Raw genomic sequence first — 20,440 nt, 5'->3', positions numbered from 1 at the left:
GCCCGGGACATGGACGAGTCGCCACACGGGGACAGCGACGGGGGGCCCGGGGCGACCGACGCCGACGTGGAGGCGGCCGTCACCGGTGTGGAGGGGGAGACAGGTCAGAGGCGCGCCGACGATGCCCCGGCGGACGACCCGGAGGACCTGCCGGACGGCGTCCTCAACGCGCCCACGAGCGCCGAGGAGGCCGGCCACACGCTGCTGGAGGACCACGAGCGCGAGACCCGGTCACCCTGGCGGAACCGCCTCCGGCTGGGGGCGTTCTGGGCGGGCGCGACCACGGTCGCCCTGGCGGTGACGCTGACCGCCATCGTCTCGCTCCGACGGAGCGGGTTCTCCGACGGCCTTGCCTTCGTCCTCGGGAGCGTCGGGATGGCGGTCGTCGTCGGGTTCGTCTTCCTCTCGGTCCGTCGGTAGCGGGCGTCGAGGCGCCCCGGTCGCGGCTCTCGGTGGGTTTATCCCCGTCTGCTGGCAACAGCCGGGTATGAAGTTCAGCGGCTATCCCGAGCCCGGGGAGCTCGTCGTCGGCCGGGTCGACGAGATCGAGGACTTCGGCGTGTTCGTCGACCTCGAGGAGTACGAGGACAAGCGCGGACTCGTCCACGTCAGCGAGGTCGCCTCCGGCTGGATCAAGAACGTCCGCGACCACGTCGGCGTCGACGAGCGCGTCGTCTGCAAGGTGCTGGAGATCGACGAGGACGCCCAGCAGATCGACCTCTCCATCAAGGACGTCAACGACCACCAGCGGAGCGACAAGATCCAGGAGTGGAAGTCCGAGCAGAAGGCCGAGAAGTGGATGGAGCTGGCCTTCGGCGAGGACATGAGCGACGAGCAGTACAGCACCGTCGCGAACGCGCTGTTCGGCGCCTTTGGCTCGCTGTACGACGGCTTCGAGCAGGCCGCCATCCACGGCGCGGAGGCGCTCGAGGACACCGACCTCTCCGACGAGGACGTCGAGGCCATCGTCGGGACCGCCCGTGAGAACGTCTCGGTGCCGTACGTCCAGGTGTCGGGTTACGTCGACCTGCGCGCACCCGGCCCGGGCGGCGTCGAGGACGTGCGCGAGGCGCTGACCGTGGCCGGGGGCAACGGCGAGGTGCCCGATGAGGTCGACCTGGAGGTCACCTACGTCGGCGCACCGGAGTACCGCATCCGGGTGCAGGCGCCAAGCTACAAGACCGCCGAATCGGAGCTCGAGGCCGCTGCCGGCCGCGCCCGCGAGACCATCGAGTCGGTCGGGGGCACCGGCGAGTTCCACCGCGACCGCCGCACCGAGGAGGAGTAGACGGCGGCCATCCATGCCGGATATCCGACGGGAGCACCGGAGTATCGACGAACGGAGTGGTTTCGAATGAAATCCGACATCCACGTCTGTTCCGACTGGCGCGCGGTCCACGACCGGCCGGTCTACACGCTCGGCGACGAGTGCCCGGAGTGTGGCGCCGACGCGGTCAACAGCGCCCCCGCGCCGTTCAGCCCCGAGGACCCGAACGGGGAGTACCGGCGGCGCGCGAAGCGGCGGCGGGGCACGTTACCGTCCGTCGACTGAGCGACCAGGGAACGGTCGGCCGGTGTGCTCGGTCACCGGACTCGGGCGGGCCGTCCACTGCGACGCGGTCCCGGAACGTGAGGAGCGCGCGGGAGACGCCCTGCTCGATATCGGGGTCGTCGGGTCGGACGACCGGGCGACAGCGGGTGTGGAGCCGGCAGCCCGACGGCGGGTTCGCCGGACCCGACACCGCCCCCGTAGGGCCGGTCGCCCGCCTCAGCGCCGGAGGCGGGCGACGGTGTCGCCCTCACGGTCCTCCAGCTCGACCAGCCCGTCGTCGGCGAGGTCGGAGAGGAGGTCACGGAGCCACGCCCGGCCGTACTCGCCGTCCGGGGTGTAGTCGACCCGGACCTTCGGGCCCAGCCGGTCGAGCGCCAGTTCGTCGGCCTCCTGCAGGGTGCGGACGACCCGGCCGCGCATCTGCCGGCGTGACCCCTCGAACTCGGGCTGGGTCGGGACGTCCGGCGCGGTGAAGTCGTTCGTGGCATAGGCATGGCACCACTCGCGCCACGGGCAGCCGGCCTCGTCGCAGCGGGGCGCCTTCCCGCAGGCGACCCCACCGAGTTCCATGATGGCGTTGTTCCAGACCCGCGACTCGCCGGCGGGCATGAGCGCCGCGGCGACGCGCTCGAACGCCGCGTCGTCGTCGGGGGTGTCGAACGCCCGGTGGAGCACGCGCTTGACGTTCGTGTCCACGACCGCGTCACCCTCGTTGAACGCGAAGGAGGCGACCGCGTTAGCCGTGTACGGTCCGACACCCATCAGTTCCTGCAGTCCCTCCGGAGTGCGGGGGAACGCGCCCGCCTCGACGCCCTCGACGGCGCCGTCGACGACCTGTCCCGCGGCCTCGTGGAGGTACTTGGCGCGGTTGTTGTAGCCCAGCGAGTGACTCGTCCAGAAACCGACGACGTCGGCGCGGTCGGCCGCCGCCAGGTCCGCAACGGTCGGCCACTCATCGAGGAAGTCGTGCCAGGCCTCGACGACGCGGTCCAACTGTGTCTGCTGGCTCATCACCTCGGAGACGAGGATCTCGTACGGGTCCTCGGTCTCGCGCCAGGGGAACGACCGGTGGTCGGCCTCGTACCAGTCGACGAGCGCCTCGCGGACCGCCTCGACCGCCGCGGGGTCGTCCGGGAGCGCGGGCGCGTCGTCCTCCTCGGGTTCGTCGGGCGTGGCCCCGGCCTCCGTCATCACCTGGAGTGGGGACGGGCGCTACTTTCCGGTGACGGTTCGGGCACTGCGACGGGTCCGTCGGGAGCGGTACGGTGCTGCCCGAGAATCGGGTAGATATCACATGTGCATCCCATACAGCCGTGTTCTCTCCCCGTCAGATGTCTTATGCACCGCGTATCTACCGTGTAGGGGTAGAACGGGCTGCGATAGCGGATATCCGGCGCCCCCGGTATAAGCTACTGATACCACCAACTGATAAGTCGCGTCGGCCCCGACGGCCGGCATGGTGTTCACGGACGAACTGGCACCGTTGCACGACGAGGTCGTGTCGGGTATCGTCGACCATCCGATGGTCGCGGGCATCGGCGACGGGACGCTCGACCCCGAGCCGTTCCGGCGCTGGGTGAAGCAGGACTACGTCTACCTGGTGGAGTACAACCGCGTCTTCGCGCTGGGCGCGGCGAAGGCCCCCGACGTGGGCCGGATGGGCACCTTCGCCGAACTGCTCCACGAGACGCTCCACACGGAGATGGACCTCCACCGGTCGTACGCCGCCGAGTTCGGCATCCCCGAGACGGAGCTGGAGGCGACCGAACCCTCCCCCACTACGCGCGGGTACACGGACTTCCTCGTCCGTGTCGCCGCGCTCGGGAGCTTCGGCGACCTCGTGGCGGCGCTGCTGCCGTGTATGTGGGGGTTCAACGAGACGGCCGAGCGGCTGGCGGCCGACGGGCTGCCCGACGAGGAGCGGTACGCACAGTGGATCGAGACGTACACGGGCGAGGAGTTCGCCGAGCTGGCCGACTGGTGCCGGGCGCTACTGGACGACGTCGCCGCGGATGCGCCCGAACGGACGCGCGACCGCTACCGGGAGCTGTTCCACACGTCGGCGCGCTACGAGTACCGGTTCTGGGACGCGGCCTACCGCGACGAAGGGTGGGGCGTATGAGCCGGGAGCGCGGCGCCGACCGCGGGACCCCCGCGAGCGATGTTCCGGTCCGCTTCGCCGAGCACGACGGCGACCGCTACACCGGCTGGCTCCGCGACCGGACCGGCGGGGACTGGGCCGCCGCGACCGAGCACCGGTTCGTCCACGAGCTGGGTGCCGACGAGCTGGACGACGCGGTCTTCCGTCGCTACCTCGTCCAGGACTACGCCTTCGTCGACGCGCTCACGTCGCTGTTCGGGCACGCGGCGGGGGACGCGCCGACGGTCGAGGCGCGGGTCGAACTCGCGTCCTTCCTGGAGACGGTCGGTACCGACGAGGACGACTACTTCCGGCGCTCGTTCGACGCGCTGGACGTGCCCGAGGCCGACCGGACGAACCCGGAGCTCCGGCCGGTCACCCGCGGCTTCCGGGACCTCATCGGGCACGCCGCGGGCGCGGGATACGCCGAGGCGCTGGCCGTCCTCGTCCCGGCCGAGTGGGTCTACCTGGAGTGGGCCACCGCGGCGGCCGAGGGACCGCGCCCGGACCGGTTCCACCTCGACGAGTGGATCGACCTCCACGCGGTGCCAGCCTTCCGGGAGTTCGTCGGGTGGCTCCGCGGACAGCTCGACGCCGTCGGCCCGACGCTGTCGCCACGTCGCGAACGCCGCGTGGACCGGCTGTTCCGCCGGACGGTGGAGCTGGAAGTGGCCTTCTTCGACGCTGCGTACTCCGACGGCACGGAGTGACGGGTCGGCGAGAGCGCAGGCCTCAAGCCCGTCGGCGGCGTCGCCTCGGGCATGAGCCTCGAGGAGCTTGTCGCGGACATCGAGCACACGTACGGCGAGATGGGCGAGTCGGCCGCCGTCTCGCTGGACCGGGAGACCCGCAACGAACTGGCGCTGCTGGCGGCCGCCTACGAGCCCGACGAGCTGGACGAACTGGTCCGCCGGGGGGCCCACATGCTGTTCCAGACCGCGGTGGAGACGGGCAACCTCGACTTCCACCTCCGGTCGGCCTACGACGTGACCTACGACGAGTACCTCTCGGGAATGACCTACGACGAGATGGCCGGCGGCGGTGGCCCGCCGGACCGCGACGACACCCGCCGCTACCAGTTCTGAACCCACCCCCAGTCGGCGAAACCCTGTTCAGGCGGTCAGCGCCGAGTTCGCGGCGCTGATGAGCTCCTGCTCGCTGGCGTCCTCCAGTCCCTCCTTGTCGAGCAGGAGGCGGAGTCGCGGGCGCCCGACGTCGATGGGCACTTTCTCGGTGTCGATGAGGCCGGCCTCCTCCAGCCGGGTCTTCGTCCGTGAGAACGTGGCCTTCGAGGCGATACCGATGTCCTCGCCCCACTTGCTGATGTCGTAGAGCAGTTCGCGGTTCTTGGCGGCGACCAGCAGGCTGATAGTCACCTCGTCGAGGCCGTCACCGTCGCCACGGGCCGTGCCCAGTGTCGCCAGCATGGCGTCGAAGTCGTCGGCCGAATCCGGCCCCAGCGACTCGCGCAGCGTCTCGCGGACCCGCGAGATGGCGGGCGTCCGGAGGTCGTACGTCTCGGCGGCGTCCCAGGCGTCGCTGTACGCCGCGTGGGTCCCCTCGATGAACGACTCGTCGGTCGTCGTGAGCGCGGCCACCTGGCCCCCTGCGGCGACCAGCGCGGCGACCGAATCCTCGGTCACGAGCAGCGTGTTGTCACCGTTCGCGTAGGTGCGGAACTCGAGCTGGTCGGCCTCGACCAGGTCGGCGGCGCGGCTGGCGACGATGAAGTCATCCATGACGTCCTTCAGCACGGCCTCGTCCGCCAGCAGCCGGACCGTCGCGTCGTCGTCGGTCGACAGCACCTCCACCAGCTCGTCGACGGTCCCGGGCGCCGGGTTCACGACGAACACCGTCTCGTCGACGCCGGTGAGCGCCTCCGAGAGCACCGCTGTGATACTGTCCTCGAGTAGGTTAGCGTCCATGTTTGCTAACTGTAACTATGACACTGAGTACATATTAATTTATTGGACTATTGATGGTAACCCATCGGTAACCATCGAAGAAAACTACCCGGATTGCCGTAACCAGACCGTGAATACCGCCTCGCGTGATATGACGGTTCGGCGATAGCCTATATAAATCGACCGATATTTCCGGGTGCCCGCGGCCCGGAGGCAAATATCAGCGTACGTATATCAGTCGCCGGAGTCCGGGTCGGGCCGCAGTGTCGCGGCGAGGTCCGTGGACCGGCGGAGCCGGCCGTCGTAGACCACGGGCACCGTGCGGTCCGCAAGCAGGTCGCGGAGGGTCCCGCGCCCGACTGTCACCGGCGAGACGCGCCCGTCGAGTCGGTCCTCGCCCGTGACCGGCGACGCGTAACTCCGTCCGGGGTCGCCGCCCGACAGCAGCTCGGTCGCCACCTCGTAGCCATCGGCGACGGGCGTGACGTGGAGCACCGTCGCGTCCCGTGCCGGGGCAAGCGCGTCCGTGCCGTCGCCGACGACGGCGTAATCGCTCCCCATCAGTATCTCCTGACGGGCGAGCGAGAGCGCGCGCTCGAAGCCCGCCCCGTGGATGAGCAGGCGGGCGAACGCGGTCCCGACGGTCACGGCCTGCCGGTTCAGCACCGTCGTCAGGGTGACCGCGCCCGCGACGCTGCCGGCCGACACCAGCCGCTTTCCCTGCTGGTACGAGCCGCAGGCGTTCAGGAAGAACGTCCGCGCCCGAACGGTGTCCACGTCCGCGACGTCGAGGAACCCGTCGCGACACTGGAGCCCGTCCCCCTCGCAGTGGCCGATGTAGTGGACGAAGTCGTGGGGTGTCGCCAGCAGGTCGGCCAACTCCCCCCGGGCGAGCGACCCCGTGACGGTCACGTCGACCGGGAGTCCGGCGGCCCCCTCGCGGTAGATGTCGGCGACGGCCCGCTCGTCGCTCATCTCCGGGTCGTTGCAGACCACGGCGATGTCGAGCGTCGCGTCGCGCTCCGGGGCGGCGAGCCGGTTCCGGTACGCCTCGGGGGTGGAGGTGAACGCCTCGACCGGCGTCCCGTCGGCGAGCCAGCCGTGGACCCGCGCGTCCCGGAGCTCCGGCATCAGCCTGTCGGCGGTCACCACGTCCTCGGTACGTCGCATGGACGAGGGGTCGGGGGCCGGGCGCACCGTTCGCCCCACCCCGTCCTCGTCCCCGTCCGGTGACGGTCCGCGGTAGAACTCGTCCAGCGCCCGGCAGAGCAGCGAATCGCCGTCGATAGCCGAGGCCGCAGCCGGATGGATCAGGCTCAGGCGGTCGAGCAGATGCGGCAGGCACCGGGCCGTTCGGATGCCGCCGTCCACGTAGGTCGCCAGCGGCCAGTCCGGCAGGTCGTCGAGGCGGTCGAGCGGCGCCGCGAGGTGGGCCGTCAGCCGCTCGGCGGGCGACAGCGACCGGAGCCGAGCCGCGTCGAGCCCGAGGCGGTCCAGGACCTCGCGGCCGGCCAGTCGCTCGCCGGGGCGGTCGCGGGTCAGGCAGTCGAGCAGGAACACCCGGCGTAGTAGCCCGGAAACAGCGTCGGCGAACGCCGCGTCCGCGGCGGGGAACACCCGCCGGAGCCCGGTCGCCGGGACCCGGAGGACCGGCGCCGATCGGTCCTCGGCCCGGACGGTCGCGCCGAGGTAGAACGCCAGCGGCGCGGCGAGCGAACACGTCGACAGGTCGGCCGGGAGGCGGAGCTCGATACCCGTCTCCGGCGTGGCCCGCGCCACCGCCGCCGGCACGTCCCGGTCGCCGAACGCGACCAGCGGGGGGTGCGACCGCCGGCTCGGATGCGACCGCTCGGGGCCGAGCGTCCCCAGCGCGGCACTCGCGTGCGTGATCGCCGTCGCGACCCCCGTCGGGGTAGCGGGGACCGTCACCGTCGGCGGGTCCGGCGCCCGCTCGCGGAACCCGACCGCGACCGGCGCCGTCCCCTCGAACGCGACCGTCGTCCCGCCCGGGCCGGTCGCGGCGCGGGTCGCTCCGCCGCCACCGTCCGCGAGCGCCGGCGGGTCGACGTGGGCGGGCGTCTCGAACCGGACCACCGTCTCCAGGGCCCCGTCGCCCGCCACCAGCACCTCGTCGGGGGCGAGCGAGAGTCGGTCCCGTGGCGGCCGCTCCCCGTCGGGACCGACCACCCGGACCCCTCCAGCAGGGAGCGTCAGCTCACGGGCACGCCCCGCGACGGAAGCATCGACCGAAGCGGGAAGGACGGGCCCACCGGACCCCGACAGCCGGTTCCAACCCCGTGTCCCCACGCGGGCAGCACCCCGGTACCCTCGGGCTCGTACGACTCCCCCCGTCGTCGCACACCACACCATCTACGATACCGTTGTTCGCCCGTCCGTACAAAGTGTTGGGGGGAGGAATCGACGGTGGTTTTTCAGCCTTGCCACGGGCCGCCGGTGGACGGCGAGCCGCTCGGGAGGGGGCCTGCGGCCGCCGCCCCGGGCCCGGGAATCGCGGTCCGGCTTGCCGCAGAGAGGAAGGTACTTCCCGACTCCGGTCCCACATGTGAGTATGTACGACCGCGTCCGCGAAGCCGACCCGGCTGTGGCCGATTCCCTCGACGACGAGGTGGGCCGCCAGCGCGAGACCCTCGCGATGATCGCCTCCGAGAACCACGTCTCCCCCGCCGTGCTCGAGGCGCAGGGCTCGGCGCTCACCAACAAGTACGCCGAGGGCTACCCGGGCGAGCGCTACTACGCCGGCTGCGAGTACGCCGACGAGGTCGAGCAGCTCGCCATCGACCGCGCGAAGGAGCTCTGGGGGGCCGACCACGTCAACGTCCAGCCCCACTCGGGGACGCAGGCGAACATGGGCGTCTACCTCGCCTTCCTCGACCCCGGCGACCGCATCCTCTCGCTGGACCTGAACCACGGCGGCCACCTGAGCCACGGCCATCCGGCCAACTTCACCGGCCAGACCTACGAGGTCGAACAGTACGAGGTCGACCCGGAGACGGGCTACATCGACTACGAGGGGCTACACCAGCTGGCCGAGGAGTTCCAGCCCGACATCGTCGTCTCGGGCTTCTCCGCGTACCCACGCGAGGTCGAGTTCGAGCGCGTCCAGGCCGCGGCCGACGCCGCCGGCGCCTACCACCTCGCGGATATCGCCCACATCACCGGGCTCGTCGCCGCCGGTGAGCACCAGTCCCCCGTCGGCGTCGCGGACTTCGTCACCGGCTCGACGCACAAGACCATCCGCGCCGGCCGCGGCGGCATCATCATGACCAACGAGGAGCACGCGAGCGAGATCGACCCCGCCGTCTTCCCCGGCGGCCAGGGTGGCCCCCTGATGCACAACATCGCCGGCAAGGCGGTCGGCTTCGAGGAGGCGCTCCAGCCCGAGTTCGAGGAGTACGCCGCACAGGTCGTCGACAACGCCCGGGCGATGGCCGAGGTGTTCCGCGATCAGGGCCTCCACGTCGTCTCCGGGGGCACGGACACGCACCTCGTGCTCATCGACCTGCGGGACTCACACCCCGAGCTCTCCGGCGGCACTGCCGAGGAGGCGATGGAGGACTGTGATCTCGTCCTGAACGCCAACACCGTTCCGGACGAGTCCCGCTCCCCGTTCGACCCCTCCGGCATCCGTGTCGGCACGCCCGCGATGACCACCCGCGGCATGGACGAGGCGGCCGTGAGCGAGGTCGCACACCTCATCTGCGACGTACTCGACGACCACGACGACCCCGCCGTCCGCGAGGAGGTCGGCGAGCGCGTCGCCGCGCTCTGTGCGGATTACCCGCTGTACGAGGACCTCTGACCAGCAGCCACGGAGGTTCCCGCGTAATCCGGACGACTCGTTCGTTCCTCGCCACGTCCCTCGGATGTTCGCCGTCCACGGCCCCCCGAGCCGTCACCCGGCCGTAGCCGCCGCCACCGTCCGTCGGGGAACTTTTGATGCGACGCCCCCCAATCGGGGGTATGGACCTGACGTCCGAGCAGGAGGCCGTCCGGAACACCGTCCGGGAGTTCGCTCTGGAGGAGATCCGGCCGGTCGCCCGCGAGGCCGACGAGCACGAGGAGTTCCCCGAGGGGGTGTGGGAGGGGCTCGCCGAACTGGACCTGACGAGCCTCACCGTCCCCGCGGAGTACGGCGGCTACGACGCCGACGGCCTGACCTACGCGCTGGTGAACGAGGAGGTCGCCTACGGCACCCTGGCGGTGGCGACCGCCCTCTCCGTCCACTGTCTGGCCACCTCCTGCATCGCGACGTTCGGCACCGAGCGCCAGCAGGAGCAGTGGCTCCCGGAGATGCGCGACGGCTACCCCGTCGGCGCGTTCGCCCTCTCGGAGCCGGACGCCGGCTCTAACCCCGCGGAGATGTCCACCGTCGCGCGCCGCGAGGGCGACGAGTACGTCATCGACGGCGACAAACAGTGGATCACCAACGGCGAGCGCGCGGGCGTCGTCATCCTGTTCGCCAAGACCGACCCGGCGGACCCGGGCAGCGTCACGCAGTTCCTCGTCCCCATGGACGTCGACGGCCTGACCGTCGGCAAGAGGGAGGAGAAGCTGGGGCTCCGGGCCAGCGACACCACCTCGCTCACCTTCGACGGGGCGCGCATCCCGGCGGAGAACCGGCTCACCGAGGAGGGTCGCGGGCTCTCGGCCGCCCTGGAGATACTCACCGGCGGACGCGTCGGCATCGCCGCCCAGTCGGTCGGGCTCGCCCAGTCCGCGCTGGACCTCGCCGAGGAGTACGCCACCGACCGCGAGCAGTTCGACCAGCCCATCAGCGACTTCCAGGCCATCCGGCACAAGCTGGCGGACATGCACGCCGACACGCAGGCCGCGCGCCTGCTGACCTACGACGCCGCGCGCGAACTCGACTCGGGGGCGCCGCCGGCGGAGGCCGCCTCGATGGCGAAGCTGAAGGCCAGCGAGACGGCGATGGACGTGACCAACGAGGCCGTCCAGATCCACGGCGGCTACGGTTACACCACCGACTTCCCGGTCGAGCGGCTCTACCGGGACGCCAAGATCACCACCATCTACGAGGGGACCAGCGAGATCCAGCGGACCATCATCGCCCGCGAACTGCTGGACTGACGGCGGGGCACAAGCCGTTTGAGCCACGCCACCGAAGCCAGTGGGGATGGCAGACCTCGATGCGGACCCCGCAGTGGAGTACGACGCGGTCGTCTACGACCTCGACGGGACGCTGGCGGAGCTCGCCGTCGACTGGGCGGCCGTCCGCCGCGACGTGGGGCGGACGTTCGAGACCCACGGCGTCGACCCCGGGGACCGCGACCTCTGGCGGTTGCTGGAGCGGTCCCGAAAGGAGCCGGCGCTGGCGGAGGCCGTCGAGGCGACCATCGCAGAACACGAGCGGGAGGGCGCCCGGACCTCGGCGCGGCTGGCATCCGCGGACCGCCTGCTGGCGCACCCGGCCGACCTCCCGGTCGGCGTCTGCTCGCTCAACTGCGAGGCGGCCTGCCGGCTGGCGCTGGAGCGCCACGAGCTCGACGGGCGGGTCCGGGCGGTCGTCGGCCGGGACACGGTAGAGACGGAGAAGCCCGACCCCGAGCCGCTGCTGGCGACGCTGCGCGACCTCGGGGTCTCCCCGGAGCGGGCGGTGTTCGTCGGCGACGGCGAGCGCGACGAGGTGACCGCCGAGCGCGCCGGCACCGACTTCCGCTACGCCGAGGACTGGGGCTAATCGTTCCCCGTGGCCGACGGCTCCGGGTCCTCCTCGCCGTCCTCGTCCGCCGGGTCCCGCACGCGGCGGGCGTAGAGGAACACGGCGACCGCGGTACAGAACCAGACGAACGCCCCGACCCGGACCGCGAACGTGGCCTTGTCCGTCCAGGTCGGGAGCGTCGTCGTCGTCGAGGCGAGCGCGACCACCGGCGCACCGGCGAGGATGGTGACGACGAAGGTGGTCTGCATCACCCACCCGAAGTCGACGCCGTCCGGGTCGGTGCTCTCGACGCGCTCGGGCATTACTCGGCAGTACGGCCGTTCGGAGTAAGCGGTTACGGTCGGCGGTCGCATCGCTACGCGGATAGAGGACGAGTGGGTCGGGGGGGCGCCCGGTTCAGACCCGCTCGATGATGGTCGCGATGCCCTGTCCGAAGCCGATACACATCGTGCAGAGGCCGTACTGGTCGTCGTCCGCCTCCAGCTGGTAGGCCAGCTTCGACATGAGCGCGGCACCAGTGGCGCCCAGCGGGTGCCCGTGAGCGATGGCGCCGCCCCAGACGTTGGTCCTCTCCCAGTCGGCACCGGTCTCCTCCAGCCACGCCGTGATGACGGAGGCGAACGCCTCGTTGACCTCGAACTTGTCGATGTCGTCGACGGTCATGTCGTTCTGCTCCAGCAGTTCGTTGGTGGCCGGGATGGGTCCGGTCAGCATCGTGAGCGGGTCGACGCCGACGACGTGGGTGTCGACGATGCGGGCCATCGGCTCCCAGTCGTGCTCCTCGACCGCGTCGCCGGACGCGAGCAGCAGCGCCGAGGACCCGTCGACGATGCCCGAGGAGTTGCCGGCATGGATGACGCCGTCACCCTCCTCACGGAAGACGAGCGGGAGGCCCGCGAGCGTCCCCTCGTCGGTGCCCGGACGCGGGTGCTCGTCCTCCTCGACGGTGACCGTCTCGTCGTCGAGCTCGATTTCGACGGGCTCGACGTGCGAGTCGTACTTGCCGGCCTCGGCGGCCTCGGCCCAGCGGTCCTGGGAGTCGACGGCGATGGAGTCGACGTCGTCCCGGGTGAAGCCCCACTGCTCGGCGATGCGCTCGGCCCCCTCGCCCTGCGTGGTCAGCTCCTCGAACTCCTCGAAGTAGGTGTCCGTGATGGAGCTGCCGGCCGACCCCATCGGGACGCGGCTCATGTGCTCGATGCCGCCCCCGATGACGACGTCGTGCGCGCCGGACTGGATCTGGGCGGCGGCGAAGTTGACGGCCTGCTGGCCGGAGCCACACATCCGGTCCAGCTGGACGCCGGGCACGTCGTCCCCCCAGCCGGCCACCATCGGCGCGAGCCGCGCGATGTTGTTGGCCTGCTCGTCGGTCGGCGTGACACAGCCGTAGATGACGTCCTCGATGTCCTCGCTGCCCTCGAAGCCGTTGCGTTCCTCCAGCATCCGGAGCGGCATCGCGGCCAGGTCCTGCGGGTGCGTATCCCGGAACGACCCTCCCTGCTTCCCGAACGGTGTGCGGACGGCGTCTACGATGTATGCTTCTCGCATCGTGGACTTTACGTTGGTAAGCTACGGCTTGTATGTTGTGGTGTGACGAGGCGCACGCGGGCAGCTGCCCGGGTTCGCGCCATGAACCGTGGGCGCCGACACCCCACCCGGAGTGGATCTCGCCGGTGCACGGGCCGCGTTCGCCGCCGTACTACGGCCACCTGGTCGGCGGCCGGCGGCGAATCGATATCGTGGCATCTGGTTCATCGCCCCGAGTGGTGCCGCTGGGACCAGTAGGTTCAACAGCGACGCCACCGGAGTCCGACGTATGAGCCTGGAAACCGAGCGGTACTGCCCCGAGTGTGGCGAGGCGCGGACGTTCTGGCGCGTGGCGAGCACGGAACTTCATCTGGGCCGGAAGGTGAAGTGGCGCTGCGGGGAGTGCGACTACGGCTTCGTCCGGATCGGCGAGAGCGTCGATACCGGGGTCGACGCCTGAGCGGTATTCTCCTTTCGGTCACCCCCGCGGGTCGCCGGGATGCGAGCCCCGACACGTCGGGCGGTCGCAGCCTCGAGCGATGACCGACACCATGCGTGCGGTCGAGGTCCCCGAAGCGGGTGCCGAGTTCGAGCTGGTCGAGCGCGAGTTGCCGGACCCCGGCCCGGAAGCGGTCCGGGTGGCGGTCGATGCCTGTGGCATCTGCCACAGCGACGCGTTCGTGAAAGAGGGCAGCTATCCGGGTGTCTCCTACCCCCGGGTCCCGGGCCACGAGGTGGCCGGACGCGTCGACGCGGTCGGCGATCGCGTCGAGGGCTGGAGCGAGGGCGACCGCGTCGGCGCCGGCTGGCACGGCGGCCACTGCTTCGAGTGCGAACCGTGCCGTCGCGGCGACTTCCAGGGCTGTGAGAACGCCGGCATCACGGGCCTCACCTTCGACGGCGGCTATGCCGAGTACGCCACTATCCCGGCAGCGGCCCTGGCTGCGATACCCGAGTCGCTCGACGCCGTCGACGCCGCGCCGCTGCTCTGTGCCGGCATCACGACGTTCAACGCGCTCCGGAACACGGGCGCCGGCCCGGGCGACCTCGTCGCGGTCCAGGGTATCGGCGGGCTGGGCCATCTCGGCGTCCAGTACGCCCACCGGATGGGGTTCGAGACGGTCGCCGTCTCCCGGTCGAGCGACAAGCGCGACCTCGCGAAGGAACTCGGCGCCGACCACTTCCTCGACGCGAGCGAGACGGACCCCGCCGAGCGACTCCAGGAGCTCGGCGGCGCCCGCGTCGTCCTGGGGACCGCACCCTCTGCCCCCGCCATCGAGGCCGTCGCCGGGGGTCTCGGCCGGGATGGCGAACTCGTCGCCGTCGGCGTCCCGGGCCGGGAGGTGAGTGTCGACGTGCAGGGCCTGGTCGGCAATCGCGCGTCCGTCGGCGGCTGGGGCTCGGGCCACGCCCGGGACTCTCAGGACACGATGGAGTTCTCCGCGCTCCGGGACGTGACCCCCGAGGTCGAGACCTACGACCTCGCCGACGCCGGCGAGGCGTACGACCGGATGATGGCCAACGAGGCGCGGTTCCGGGCCGTTCTGGAGCCGTAGCGGAGCGATTTCCGTGAATCAGCCGAGGTGACGGTCCGAGTACCAGAACCCCCAGCCCGAGCTGGGGACTCGATGCTCCCAACCGCCCGACGTCCGCCCGTTTCGTGGTCGATTTCCCCGTCTGTCCGGCCGGCACCCGGCTCGTCTCCCTGACTCGTAAACCGATAGCCGCGATACGAAATCGACCACCGTCGTGACCGACGGCGGCATGGCCGGTAGGGTCTCAAAGCGCCTCGTGGAGGAATCGCGGGACCCGGGGGGGAGGAGTTACTCGTCCAGTTCGTGCCAGGAGAGCCGCGGTTCGCGTGCGGCCCGCACCTGGTCGATACGGCGGGCGGCGGTCCGCTCTGGGGCGCGCTCGAGCGTCTCGTCGTCCTCGTCGCCGACGGCGTTGAACGCGGCGGCGAGCTGGTCCAGCGTCCGCCGGCTCTCGACCTCCGTCGGCTCGGTCATCAGCGCCTCACTGACGATCTCCGGCCACTTCGTCGTCGGCGGGTGGACGCCGTAGTCGAGCATCCGCTTTGCGGCGTCGGCCGCGTCCTGCTCGCCGGCGCTCGCGACGAACTCGTGGTGGAGCGGGCCGAAGGGAACCTCGTAGTCGACCTTCGACGCGAGGTAGTTCGCGTTCAGCACGGCCTTCGCGCTGGCGTCTGCGAGCCCGGGGTCGCCCAGACGGGCGATGTAGGCGTACGCCTTCATCAGCACGAGCCAGTTGCCGGCGTAGCCGTGGACCTTCCCGACCGACCGCTCGGGGGTGTAGGTCCGGAACCGGGCCGCGTCGTCGGCGTCGGGCACCGGCTCACCCTCGTCATCGACCGCGCGGACGTGGGGGTCCGGGAGGAATTCGGCGAGTTCGTCGACGACGCCGACGGGACCGGCGCCCGGGCCGCCGCCGCCGTGGGGCGTCGCGAACGTCTTGTGGACGTTGTAGTGCATCACGTCGAACCCCATGTCGCCCGGGCGGGCGCGCCCGAGCAGCGCGTTCAGGTTCGCGCCATCGTAGTAGAGCAGGCCGCCGACGTCGTGGACCATCTCGGCGACGCGCTCGATGTCGCGCTCGAACAGGCCCAGGGTGTTCGGGTTCGTCAGCATGAGCGCCGCGGTCTCCTCGGAGAGCGCCGCCGCCAGCGCTTCCAGGTCGACCCGGCCGTCGTCGCCGGAGGGCAGCGACACCACGTCGTAGCCCGCCATCGCCGCACTCGCGAAGTTGGTGCCGTGGGCCGACTCCGGGACGATGACCTCGCTGCGCTCGTCGTTCCGGGACTCGTGGTACGCCTTCGTGACGAGGATACCGGTGAACTCGCCGGCGGCGCCCGCGGGTGGCTGGAGCGTGACCGCGTCCATCCCGCCGATACGACCCAGCCAGTCCTGCAGCCGGTGCTGGAGTTCGAGCACCCCTTGGACGGACTCGTCAGACCGGTCCGGATGGACGTGGCCCGCCGGGTCGGCGGCCACGTCCTCGGTGAAGCTGGGGTTGTACTTCATCGTGCAGGAGCCGAGCGGGAAGGGCCCGCTCTCGACGCCGTAGTTCATCTCCGAGAGCCGGGTGTAGTGCCGGGCCAGTTCGGGTTCGGAGGCGTCGGGGAGCTCCAGCGAGTCACGCGTCAGGTCCTCCGGCAGCGGGTCGTCCGCGTCGCGCTCGACCTCCCGGGAGCGCTTCTCCGAGAGCAGCGGCTCGTAGCGCTCCTCACCGTCGGTCCAGCGCGCCTGGTCGTACGTCATCGGGCCACCTCCTCGAAGGCCGCGACGAGGGCGTCCGTCTCGTCGGTGTTGGCGTCGGTCACGCAGACCTGAAGCAGGTGGTCGTCCAGTTCGTGGACCGCGAAGCCGTGCTCGCGGAGGTCGGCGGCGACCCGCGGGGCGGGCCGGTCCGTCCGTATCGGGAACTCCCGCATGTGGTGGCGGTCGTGAACCGGCGCCTGCACGCCCGGCAGTTCGTCCAGTTCGGCCGACAGGTCGCGGGCGTAGCGGACGCAGTCGTTCGCGAGGTCACGGAGCCCATCGGGGCCAAGCGACGCGACGTGCATCGCCGCCCGGAGCGCCACCCACGCCTGGTTGGTGCAGATGTTGGAGGTCGCGCGCTCCCGACGGATATGCTGTTCGCGGGTCTGGAGCGTGAGCGTGTACGCCCGACGGCCGGTCTCGTCCTCGCCCGCGCCGACGAGTCGCCCGGGAACCTGCCGGAGGAACGACTCCCGGCAGGCGAACAGCCCCAGTCCCATCCCGTAGGCCGTCGGCAGGCCGAGCGAGCAGTCCCCGACCACGACGTCGGCGCCGACGCTCGCCGGCTCCTCCAGCACGGAGAGGGCGACCGGGTCCGAACCGAGCGTGAACAGCGCCTCGTGGTCGGCGGCGAGGTCGCCGATCGCGGCCAGTGACTCCTCGATACAGCCCCGGACGGTCGGGGTCTCGGCGTAGATCATGACCGTCCCGTCGTCCACCTGCTCGGCCAGCCGGTCGATGTCGGCGTTCCCGTCGGCCATCGGATAGGACTCGACGGTCAGCTCCCCGCCGGCGACGTAGTTGGCCAGGACCTCGCGCCGGCCCTCGTGGAGGTGTTCGGGGACGAGCACGCGCGTACCGGTGGTCGCGCGGACCCGCCGCGCGAGCGAGGCGGCCTCGCCCAGCGCCGTCGCCGCGTCGTACATCGAGCAGTTGGCGACGGGCAGCCCCGTCAGCTCCACCAGCATCGACTGGTACTCGAACAGCGCCTGGAGGAAGCCCTGGGCCACCTCCGGCTGGTACTGGGTGTAGCTCGTGAGGAACTCCGAGCGGTCGGAGAGATGTGCGACCGGCGACGGTACGTAGTGGTCGTAGTGGCCGCGCCCGAGGAACTCGGTGAGCGACTCGTTGGTCGCGAGCAGGTCGCCCACCTCCTCGCGGATGTCGCGCTCGGACCGCGGGTCGATACCGAAGCTCCCGTCGAACCGGACGGACGCGGGCACGTCGAACAGTGCCTCCTCGTCCGCGACGCCGACGGCGTCGAGCATCGCCGCGGTCTCGGCGGCCGTGTGTGGCGCGAACGGGGTGCCCCGCTCACGGTCGTTACTGCTCATCCGTCAGCTCCTGTCCGCGAGTCGGTTGGCGGCGTGAACATCGGGTTGTATGCCCTTTGTGGCCCCCCGATAACAACCCCTTCGGTTCCGTCGGTCGGGGGGGACGGACGGTAGCTACTCGATCTGGTCGCGGTACGCCTCGTGGGAGAGCAGACCCTCGAGGTCGTCCTCCACGACGGCGTCGAACTCCAGCATCCAGCCCTCGCCGAACGGGTCCTCGTTGACCAGCTCCGGCTCGTCGATGAGCCGCTCGTTGACCGTCGCAACGGTCCCGGAGAGCGGCGCGTACAGGTCCGAAACGGCCTTGATCGACTCGATGACGCCGAACTCCGCCTCACCCTCCAACGTCTCCCCCTCGCCCGGCAGCTCGACGAACACCACGTCGCCGAGCTCGTCCTGCGCGAAGTCGGTGATACCGACCCGTCCGTCCGCGGGCCGGACCCACTCGTGGGTCTCCAGATACCGGCAGTCCTCGGGTACCTCGAAGCTCATACACGCAGGTCGGCCGGTCGGGACATGTAGGCTGTGGTTCGTGGAACAGGGGGTGAGACGCATCACCCCATCGACGCCGACGGGGCCGTCCTCGTGCCCGCACGCCCTCGCACGGTGCCGGCCACGACGGAACCGTCTCCGGAGCCCTCGCGCCGGCCCGGCGGCTTGCCCTCGGCAGGGCCGCCGTGACCGTGCACGTTCGACGTCCCGGTGGGATCGGACGGCGAGGGCTTCGGGGGAGTCGCCACCGCCGTCGGTAGGGGGAAGAAACGACACAATCGGTGTTTCCGACACATATGCGCATTGTATGTCATATGTCCGCGCTACATCTCGGGAAATGGGCGATCGCGGTAACCAGTCCGACCCTTATTCCTCGAGGAACGGGAGTGGTTGGACCCGCGCCTTCTTCTGCTGGCCGCGAATGACCACGCGGACGGTGGTCCCGGGGTCGGCGTAGTCGACGGGGACGTAGCCCATCCCGACTGGCTCGTCCAGCGTGGGGCTCATCGTCCCCGAGGTGACGGTGCCGATGACCTTCCCGTCCGTGTTGGTGATGTCGTAGCCGTGTCGCGGAACGCCCCGCTCGACGAGCCGGAAGCCGACGAACCGCTCGTCGACCCCCTCGGCCTCGACCGCCGCGAGCGCGTCCCGGCCGACGAACTCGCGCTCCAGGTCGACGGCGAAGCCGATGCCGGTCTCGTACGGGTTGCGCGGTTCGTCCGCCGGGTCGAAGTCCTGGCCCGAGAGGAGGAAGCCGGCCTCGATACGGAGCGTGTCGCGAGCGCCGAGGCCACAGGGCTGGACCCCGACGTCGGGGTCGTCGCCCGTGGCCGGTCCGGTGAGCGCGGTCCAGACGGTCTCGGCGTCGGCCCACGGGACGAGCAGTTCGGCGCCGTCCTCCCCGGTGTAGCCGGTACGTGCGACCAGACAGTCCACCCCGGCGACGCGGCGGCCGGCCATCTCGAACCGCGCCAGGTCGGGCGTCGCCGCAGTCCGTGCGGCGAGGTGGTCGAGCGCCGCCGGGCCCTGCAGCGCGAACATCGCCCACTCGTCGGTGGCGTTCTCGACGGTGGCCTCGAGCCCCCACTCGTCGCGGTGGTCGCACCACCGGGCGTGGGCCCACTCGTCGTGGCCGGCGTTCGGGACGAACAGGTAGGCCGGCGCGTCCCCGGTCGCCCGGTCGAGTTCGTCGGCGGGGAGCCGGTAGACGACCGTGTCGTCGTGCATCACGCCGTCGGTGTCGGCGATGGCGGCGTAGCGGGCCTCGCCGGCGTCGAGCGTGGCCACGTCGTTGGTGACGAGCCGGTCCGTGAGCGCCGTCGCGTCGGGGCCGCTGACGATGATCTCGCCCATGTGCGAGACGTCGAAGAGGCCGGCGGCCTCGCGAACGGCGGTGTGCTCGGTCGTGATGGAGTCGAACTCGACGGGCATATCCCACCCGCCGAACTCGGTGAACTTCGCGCCCCGGCTCGCGTGCCGGTCACGGAGGGGCGGCGTTCGAAGCGGCATACCGTCGGGGTCGCCGCCCGCGGGGAAATCGGTTCCGCTCGACATCGGCCGACGGCCCGGATGGCCCGCGTCCGCCCCCGGCGGTCGACAGCCCACCGACCCACGTGGCTGGCCCCCGAATCCGGGGGCGAACCGATTTCACCCATGGTCCCGACGCCCACCCATGGAACGAGACGACGTTCCGGCGGCGGCAGGGGTACTGGAATCGTTCTCGCTCGACGGCGACGCGGTGCTCGTCACGGGCGGCGCCGGCGGCATCGGGGCGGCCTACGCCGAGGCCTGTGCCGAGGCCGGGGGCGACGTGATGCTCGCGGACATCGACGCCGACGGCGCCGAGTCGACGGCGGCCGAGCTGGCCGAGGCGGCGGGCGCCGACGTGCGCGCGGTCGCCTGCGACGTGACCGACGAGGACGACGTCCGCGACGCCGTCGACGCGACCGTCGACGCGTTCGGCGGGCTCGACGTGACCTTCGCCAACGCCGGCATCGGGCGGCTGTTCGACCCGGTCCACAGCCAGGACCTCGAGCACTGGCGGGAGGTCATGGCGGTCAACCTCGACGGCGTCTTCCTCACGACCCGGGAGTCGGCCGCGGCGATGCGGGCGGACGAGGGGGGCCGCATCGTCACCACGGCGTCCGTGCTGGGGCTCGTCGGCACCGAGACGCCGGGCCTCTCCGCGTACGTCGCCTCCAAGGGCGGCGTCGTCCAGTTCACCAGGCAGGCGGCCGTCGAGCTCGGGCCCGACATCCGGGTCAACGCCATCGCGCCGGGCTGGGTCCACACGGGCATCGGCGGCGGGATGATGCGCGAGGACGCCCCCGGGATGGAGCCGGTACAGGAGCAGATGCGGCAGGAGACCGCGCTCGGGCGGCTCGGCTACCCGGCGGACCTGAAGGGCCTGGCCCTGTTCCTGGCCTCCCCGGCGTCGGCATACTGCACGGGCGCGGTCTACCGCAACGACGGCGGCTACACCACGACGTAGGGGCGACCGGGGGACCGCCAG

At 71.1% G+C, this 20,440-nt stretch carries 21 protein-coding genes; 12 read left to right on the top strand and 9 right to left on the bottom strand.

Features of this window, described 5'->3' with window-relative positions:
- Positions 1-9: 9 nt before the first annotated feature.
- The 3 genes from DP107_RS05790 (at position 10) to DP107_RS05780 (ending at position 1,552) form a co-directional block, all read left to right on the top strand.
- The gene (locus tag DP107_RS05790) at positions 10-420 is read left to right on the top strand and encodes a hypothetical protein (RefSeq protein ID WP_144261194.1); all 411 of its coding nucleotides are present in this window, start codon (positions 10-12) and stop codon (positions 418-420) included.
- A 67-nt stretch (positions 421-487) separates the two neighbouring features.
- Positions 488-1,288, top strand: coding sequence for a translation initiation factor IF-2 subunit alpha (locus tag DP107_RS05785; RefSeq protein ID WP_144261193.1), 801 nt, complete (start codon positions 488-490; stop codon positions 1,286-1,288).
- Between the two features lie 66 nt (positions 1,289-1,354).
- Positions 1,355-1,552 (top strand): RNA-protein complex protein Nop10, encoded by a 198-nt coding sequence (locus DP107_RS05780; protein WP_144261192.1) that lies wholly within the window; start codon positions 1,355-1,357, stop codon positions 1,550-1,552.
- 216 nt (positions 1,553-1,768) lie between these two features.
- Here DP107_RS05780 and DP107_RS05775 read toward each other — a convergent pair whose 3' ends face one another.
- A complete protein-coding gene (locus tag DP107_RS05775; protein WP_144261191.1) occupies positions 1,769-2,743 on the bottom strand; it encodes an HhH-GPD family protein in 975 nt (324 codons plus the stop codon).
- Positions 2,744-3,008: 265 nt separating this feature from the next.
- On the opposite strand from DP107_RS05775, the gene tenA reads away from it, so the two are divergent.
- Genes tenA through DP107_RS05760 form a run of 3 tightly spaced genes read left to right on the top strand, consistent with a single transcriptional unit; the run spans position 3,009 to position 4,777 of the window.
- Complete coding sequence (tenA, locus tag DP107_RS05770) at positions 3,009-3,674, top strand: thiaminase II (protein ID WP_144261190.1); 666 nt, start codon at positions 3,009-3,011, stop codon at positions 3,672-3,674.
- Positions 3,671-4,402, top strand: coding sequence for a TenA family protein (locus DP107_RS05765; protein WP_144261189.1), 732 nt, complete (start codon positions 3,671-3,673; stop codon positions 4,400-4,402). Before tenA ends, DP107_RS05765 begins: the two co-directional genes overlap by 4 nt.
- A 51-nt stretch (positions 4,403-4,453) precedes the next feature.
- Positions 4,454-4,777 (top strand): hypothetical protein, encoded by a 324-nt coding sequence (locus DP107_RS05760; protein ID WP_144261188.1) that lies wholly within the window; start codon positions 4,454-4,456, stop codon positions 4,775-4,777.
- A 27-nt stretch (positions 4,778-4,804) separates the two neighbouring features.
- Here the strand turns inward: DP107_RS05760 and tbsP are convergent, their stop codons facing one another.
- Positions 4,805-5,617 carry a transcriptional regulator TbsP gene (gene tbsP, locus DP107_RS05755; RefSeq protein WP_144261187.1) on the bottom strand — a complete coding sequence of 271 codons (813 nt, stop codon included), beginning with the start codon at positions 5,615-5,617 and terminating at the stop codon, positions 4,805-4,807.
- Positions 5,618-5,830: 213 nt separating this feature from the next.
- Positions 5,831-7,783: a hypothetical protein gene (locus DP107_RS05750; protein ID WP_144261186.1), complete on the bottom strand. Its 1,953-nt coding sequence runs from the start codon at positions 7,781-7,783 to the stop codon at positions 5,831-5,833.
- A 382-nt stretch (positions 7,784-8,165) separates the two neighbouring features.
- On the opposite strand from DP107_RS05750, the gene glyA reads away from it, so the two are divergent.
- The 3 genes from glyA (at position 8,166) to DP107_RS05735 (ending at position 11,315) form a co-directional block, all read left to right on the top strand.
- Positions 8,166-9,416, top strand: a complete 1,251-nt coding sequence (gene glyA, locus DP107_RS05745) for a serine hydroxymethyltransferase (protein WP_144261185.1) — start codon at positions 8,166-8,168, stop codon at positions 9,414-9,416.
- 161 nt (positions 9,417-9,577) lie between these two features.
- Entirely contained in the window at positions 9,578-10,705 is a 1,128-nt protein-coding gene (locus DP107_RS05740; protein WP_144261184.1) for an acyl-CoA dehydrogenase family protein, read from the top strand.
- 46 nt (positions 10,706-10,751) lie between these two features.
- Positions 10,752-11,315: an HAD family hydrolase gene (locus DP107_RS05735; protein WP_144261183.1), complete on the top strand. Its 564-nt coding sequence runs from the start codon at positions 10,752-10,754 to the stop codon at positions 11,313-11,315.
- On the opposite strand, the gene DP107_RS05730 is transcribed toward DP107_RS05735, so the two are convergent.
- Both DP107_RS05730 and DP107_RS05725 read right to left on the bottom strand, forming a co-directional pair.
- Positions 11,312-11,599, bottom strand: coding sequence for a DUF5822 domain-containing protein (locus DP107_RS05730; protein WP_144261182.1), 288 nt, complete (start codon positions 11,597-11,599; stop codon positions 11,312-11,314). The genes DP107_RS05735 and DP107_RS05730 overlap by 4 nt on opposite strands.
- A gap of 94 nt (positions 11,600-11,693) precedes the next feature.
- Positions 11,694-12,845 (bottom strand): thiolase family protein, encoded by a 1,152-nt coding sequence (locus DP107_RS05725; protein WP_144261181.1) that lies wholly within the window; start codon positions 12,843-12,845, stop codon positions 11,694-11,696.
- A gap of 268 nt (positions 12,846-13,113) precedes the next feature.
- On the opposite strand from DP107_RS05725, the gene DP107_RS19880 reads away from it, so the two are divergent.
- Both DP107_RS19880 and DP107_RS05720 read left to right on the top strand, forming a co-directional pair.
- Positions 13,114-13,284, top strand: a complete 171-nt coding sequence (locus tag DP107_RS19880; RefSeq protein ID WP_185977185.1) for a DUF7838 family putative zinc beta-ribbon protein — start codon at positions 13,114-13,116, stop codon at positions 13,282-13,284.
- 79 nt (positions 13,285-13,363) lie between these two features.
- Positions 13,364-14,380 carry an alcohol dehydrogenase gene (locus tag DP107_RS05720; protein ID WP_238330783.1) on the top strand — a complete coding sequence of 339 codons (1,017 nt, stop codon included), beginning with the start codon at positions 13,364-13,366 and terminating at the stop codon, positions 14,378-14,380.
- A gap of 267 nt (positions 14,381-14,647) precedes the next feature.
- On the opposite strand, the gene gcvPB is transcribed toward DP107_RS05720, so the two are convergent.
- From gcvPB to gcvT, 4 genes are all read right to left on the bottom strand, one after another.
- On the bottom strand, positions 14,648-16,102 hold the full coding sequence (gene gcvPB / locus DP107_RS05715; protein WP_144261180.1) for an aminomethyl-transferring glycine dehydrogenase subunit GcvPB: 1,455 nt from the start codon (positions 16,100-16,102) through the stop codon (positions 14,648-14,650).
- Positions 16,099-17,436 (bottom strand): aminomethyl-transferring glycine dehydrogenase subunit GcvPA, encoded by a 1,338-nt coding sequence (gcvPA, locus tag DP107_RS05710; RefSeq protein ID WP_144261179.1) that lies wholly within the window; start codon positions 17,434-17,436, stop codon positions 16,099-16,101. Before gcvPA ends, gcvPB begins: the two co-directional genes overlap by 4 nt.
- A gap of 114 nt (positions 17,437-17,550) precedes the next feature.
- A complete protein-coding gene (gene gcvH, locus DP107_RS05705) occupies positions 17,551-17,928 on the bottom strand; it encodes a glycine cleavage system protein GcvH (protein ID WP_144261178.1) in 378 nt (125 codons plus the stop codon).
- Positions 17,929-18,294: 366 nt separating this feature from the next.
- Complete coding sequence (gene gcvT, locus DP107_RS05700) at positions 18,295-19,437, bottom strand: glycine cleavage system aminomethyltransferase GcvT (RefSeq protein WP_144261177.1); 1,143 nt, start codon at positions 19,435-19,437, stop codon at positions 18,295-18,297.
- 163 nt (positions 19,438-19,600) lie between these two features.
- Here gcvT and DP107_RS05695 point away from each other — a divergent pair, with 163 nt between their 5' ends.
- The gene (locus DP107_RS05695) at positions 19,601-20,419 is read left to right on the top strand and encodes an SDR family NAD(P)-dependent oxidoreductase (protein WP_185977184.1); all 819 of its coding nucleotides are present in this window, start codon (positions 19,601-19,603) and stop codon (positions 20,417-20,419) included.
- Positions 20,420-20,440 lie beyond the last annotated feature (21 nt).

The organism is Haloglomus irregulare (assembly GCF_007421925.1).
In the GTDB taxonomy this organism is placed as follows: Archaea; Halobacteriota; Halobacteria; order Halobacteriales; family Haloarculaceae; genus Haloglomus; species Haloglomus irregulare.
Note: the sequence above shows the minus strand (reverse complement) of the source record. Positions and strands in the feature narration are given on the sequence as shown.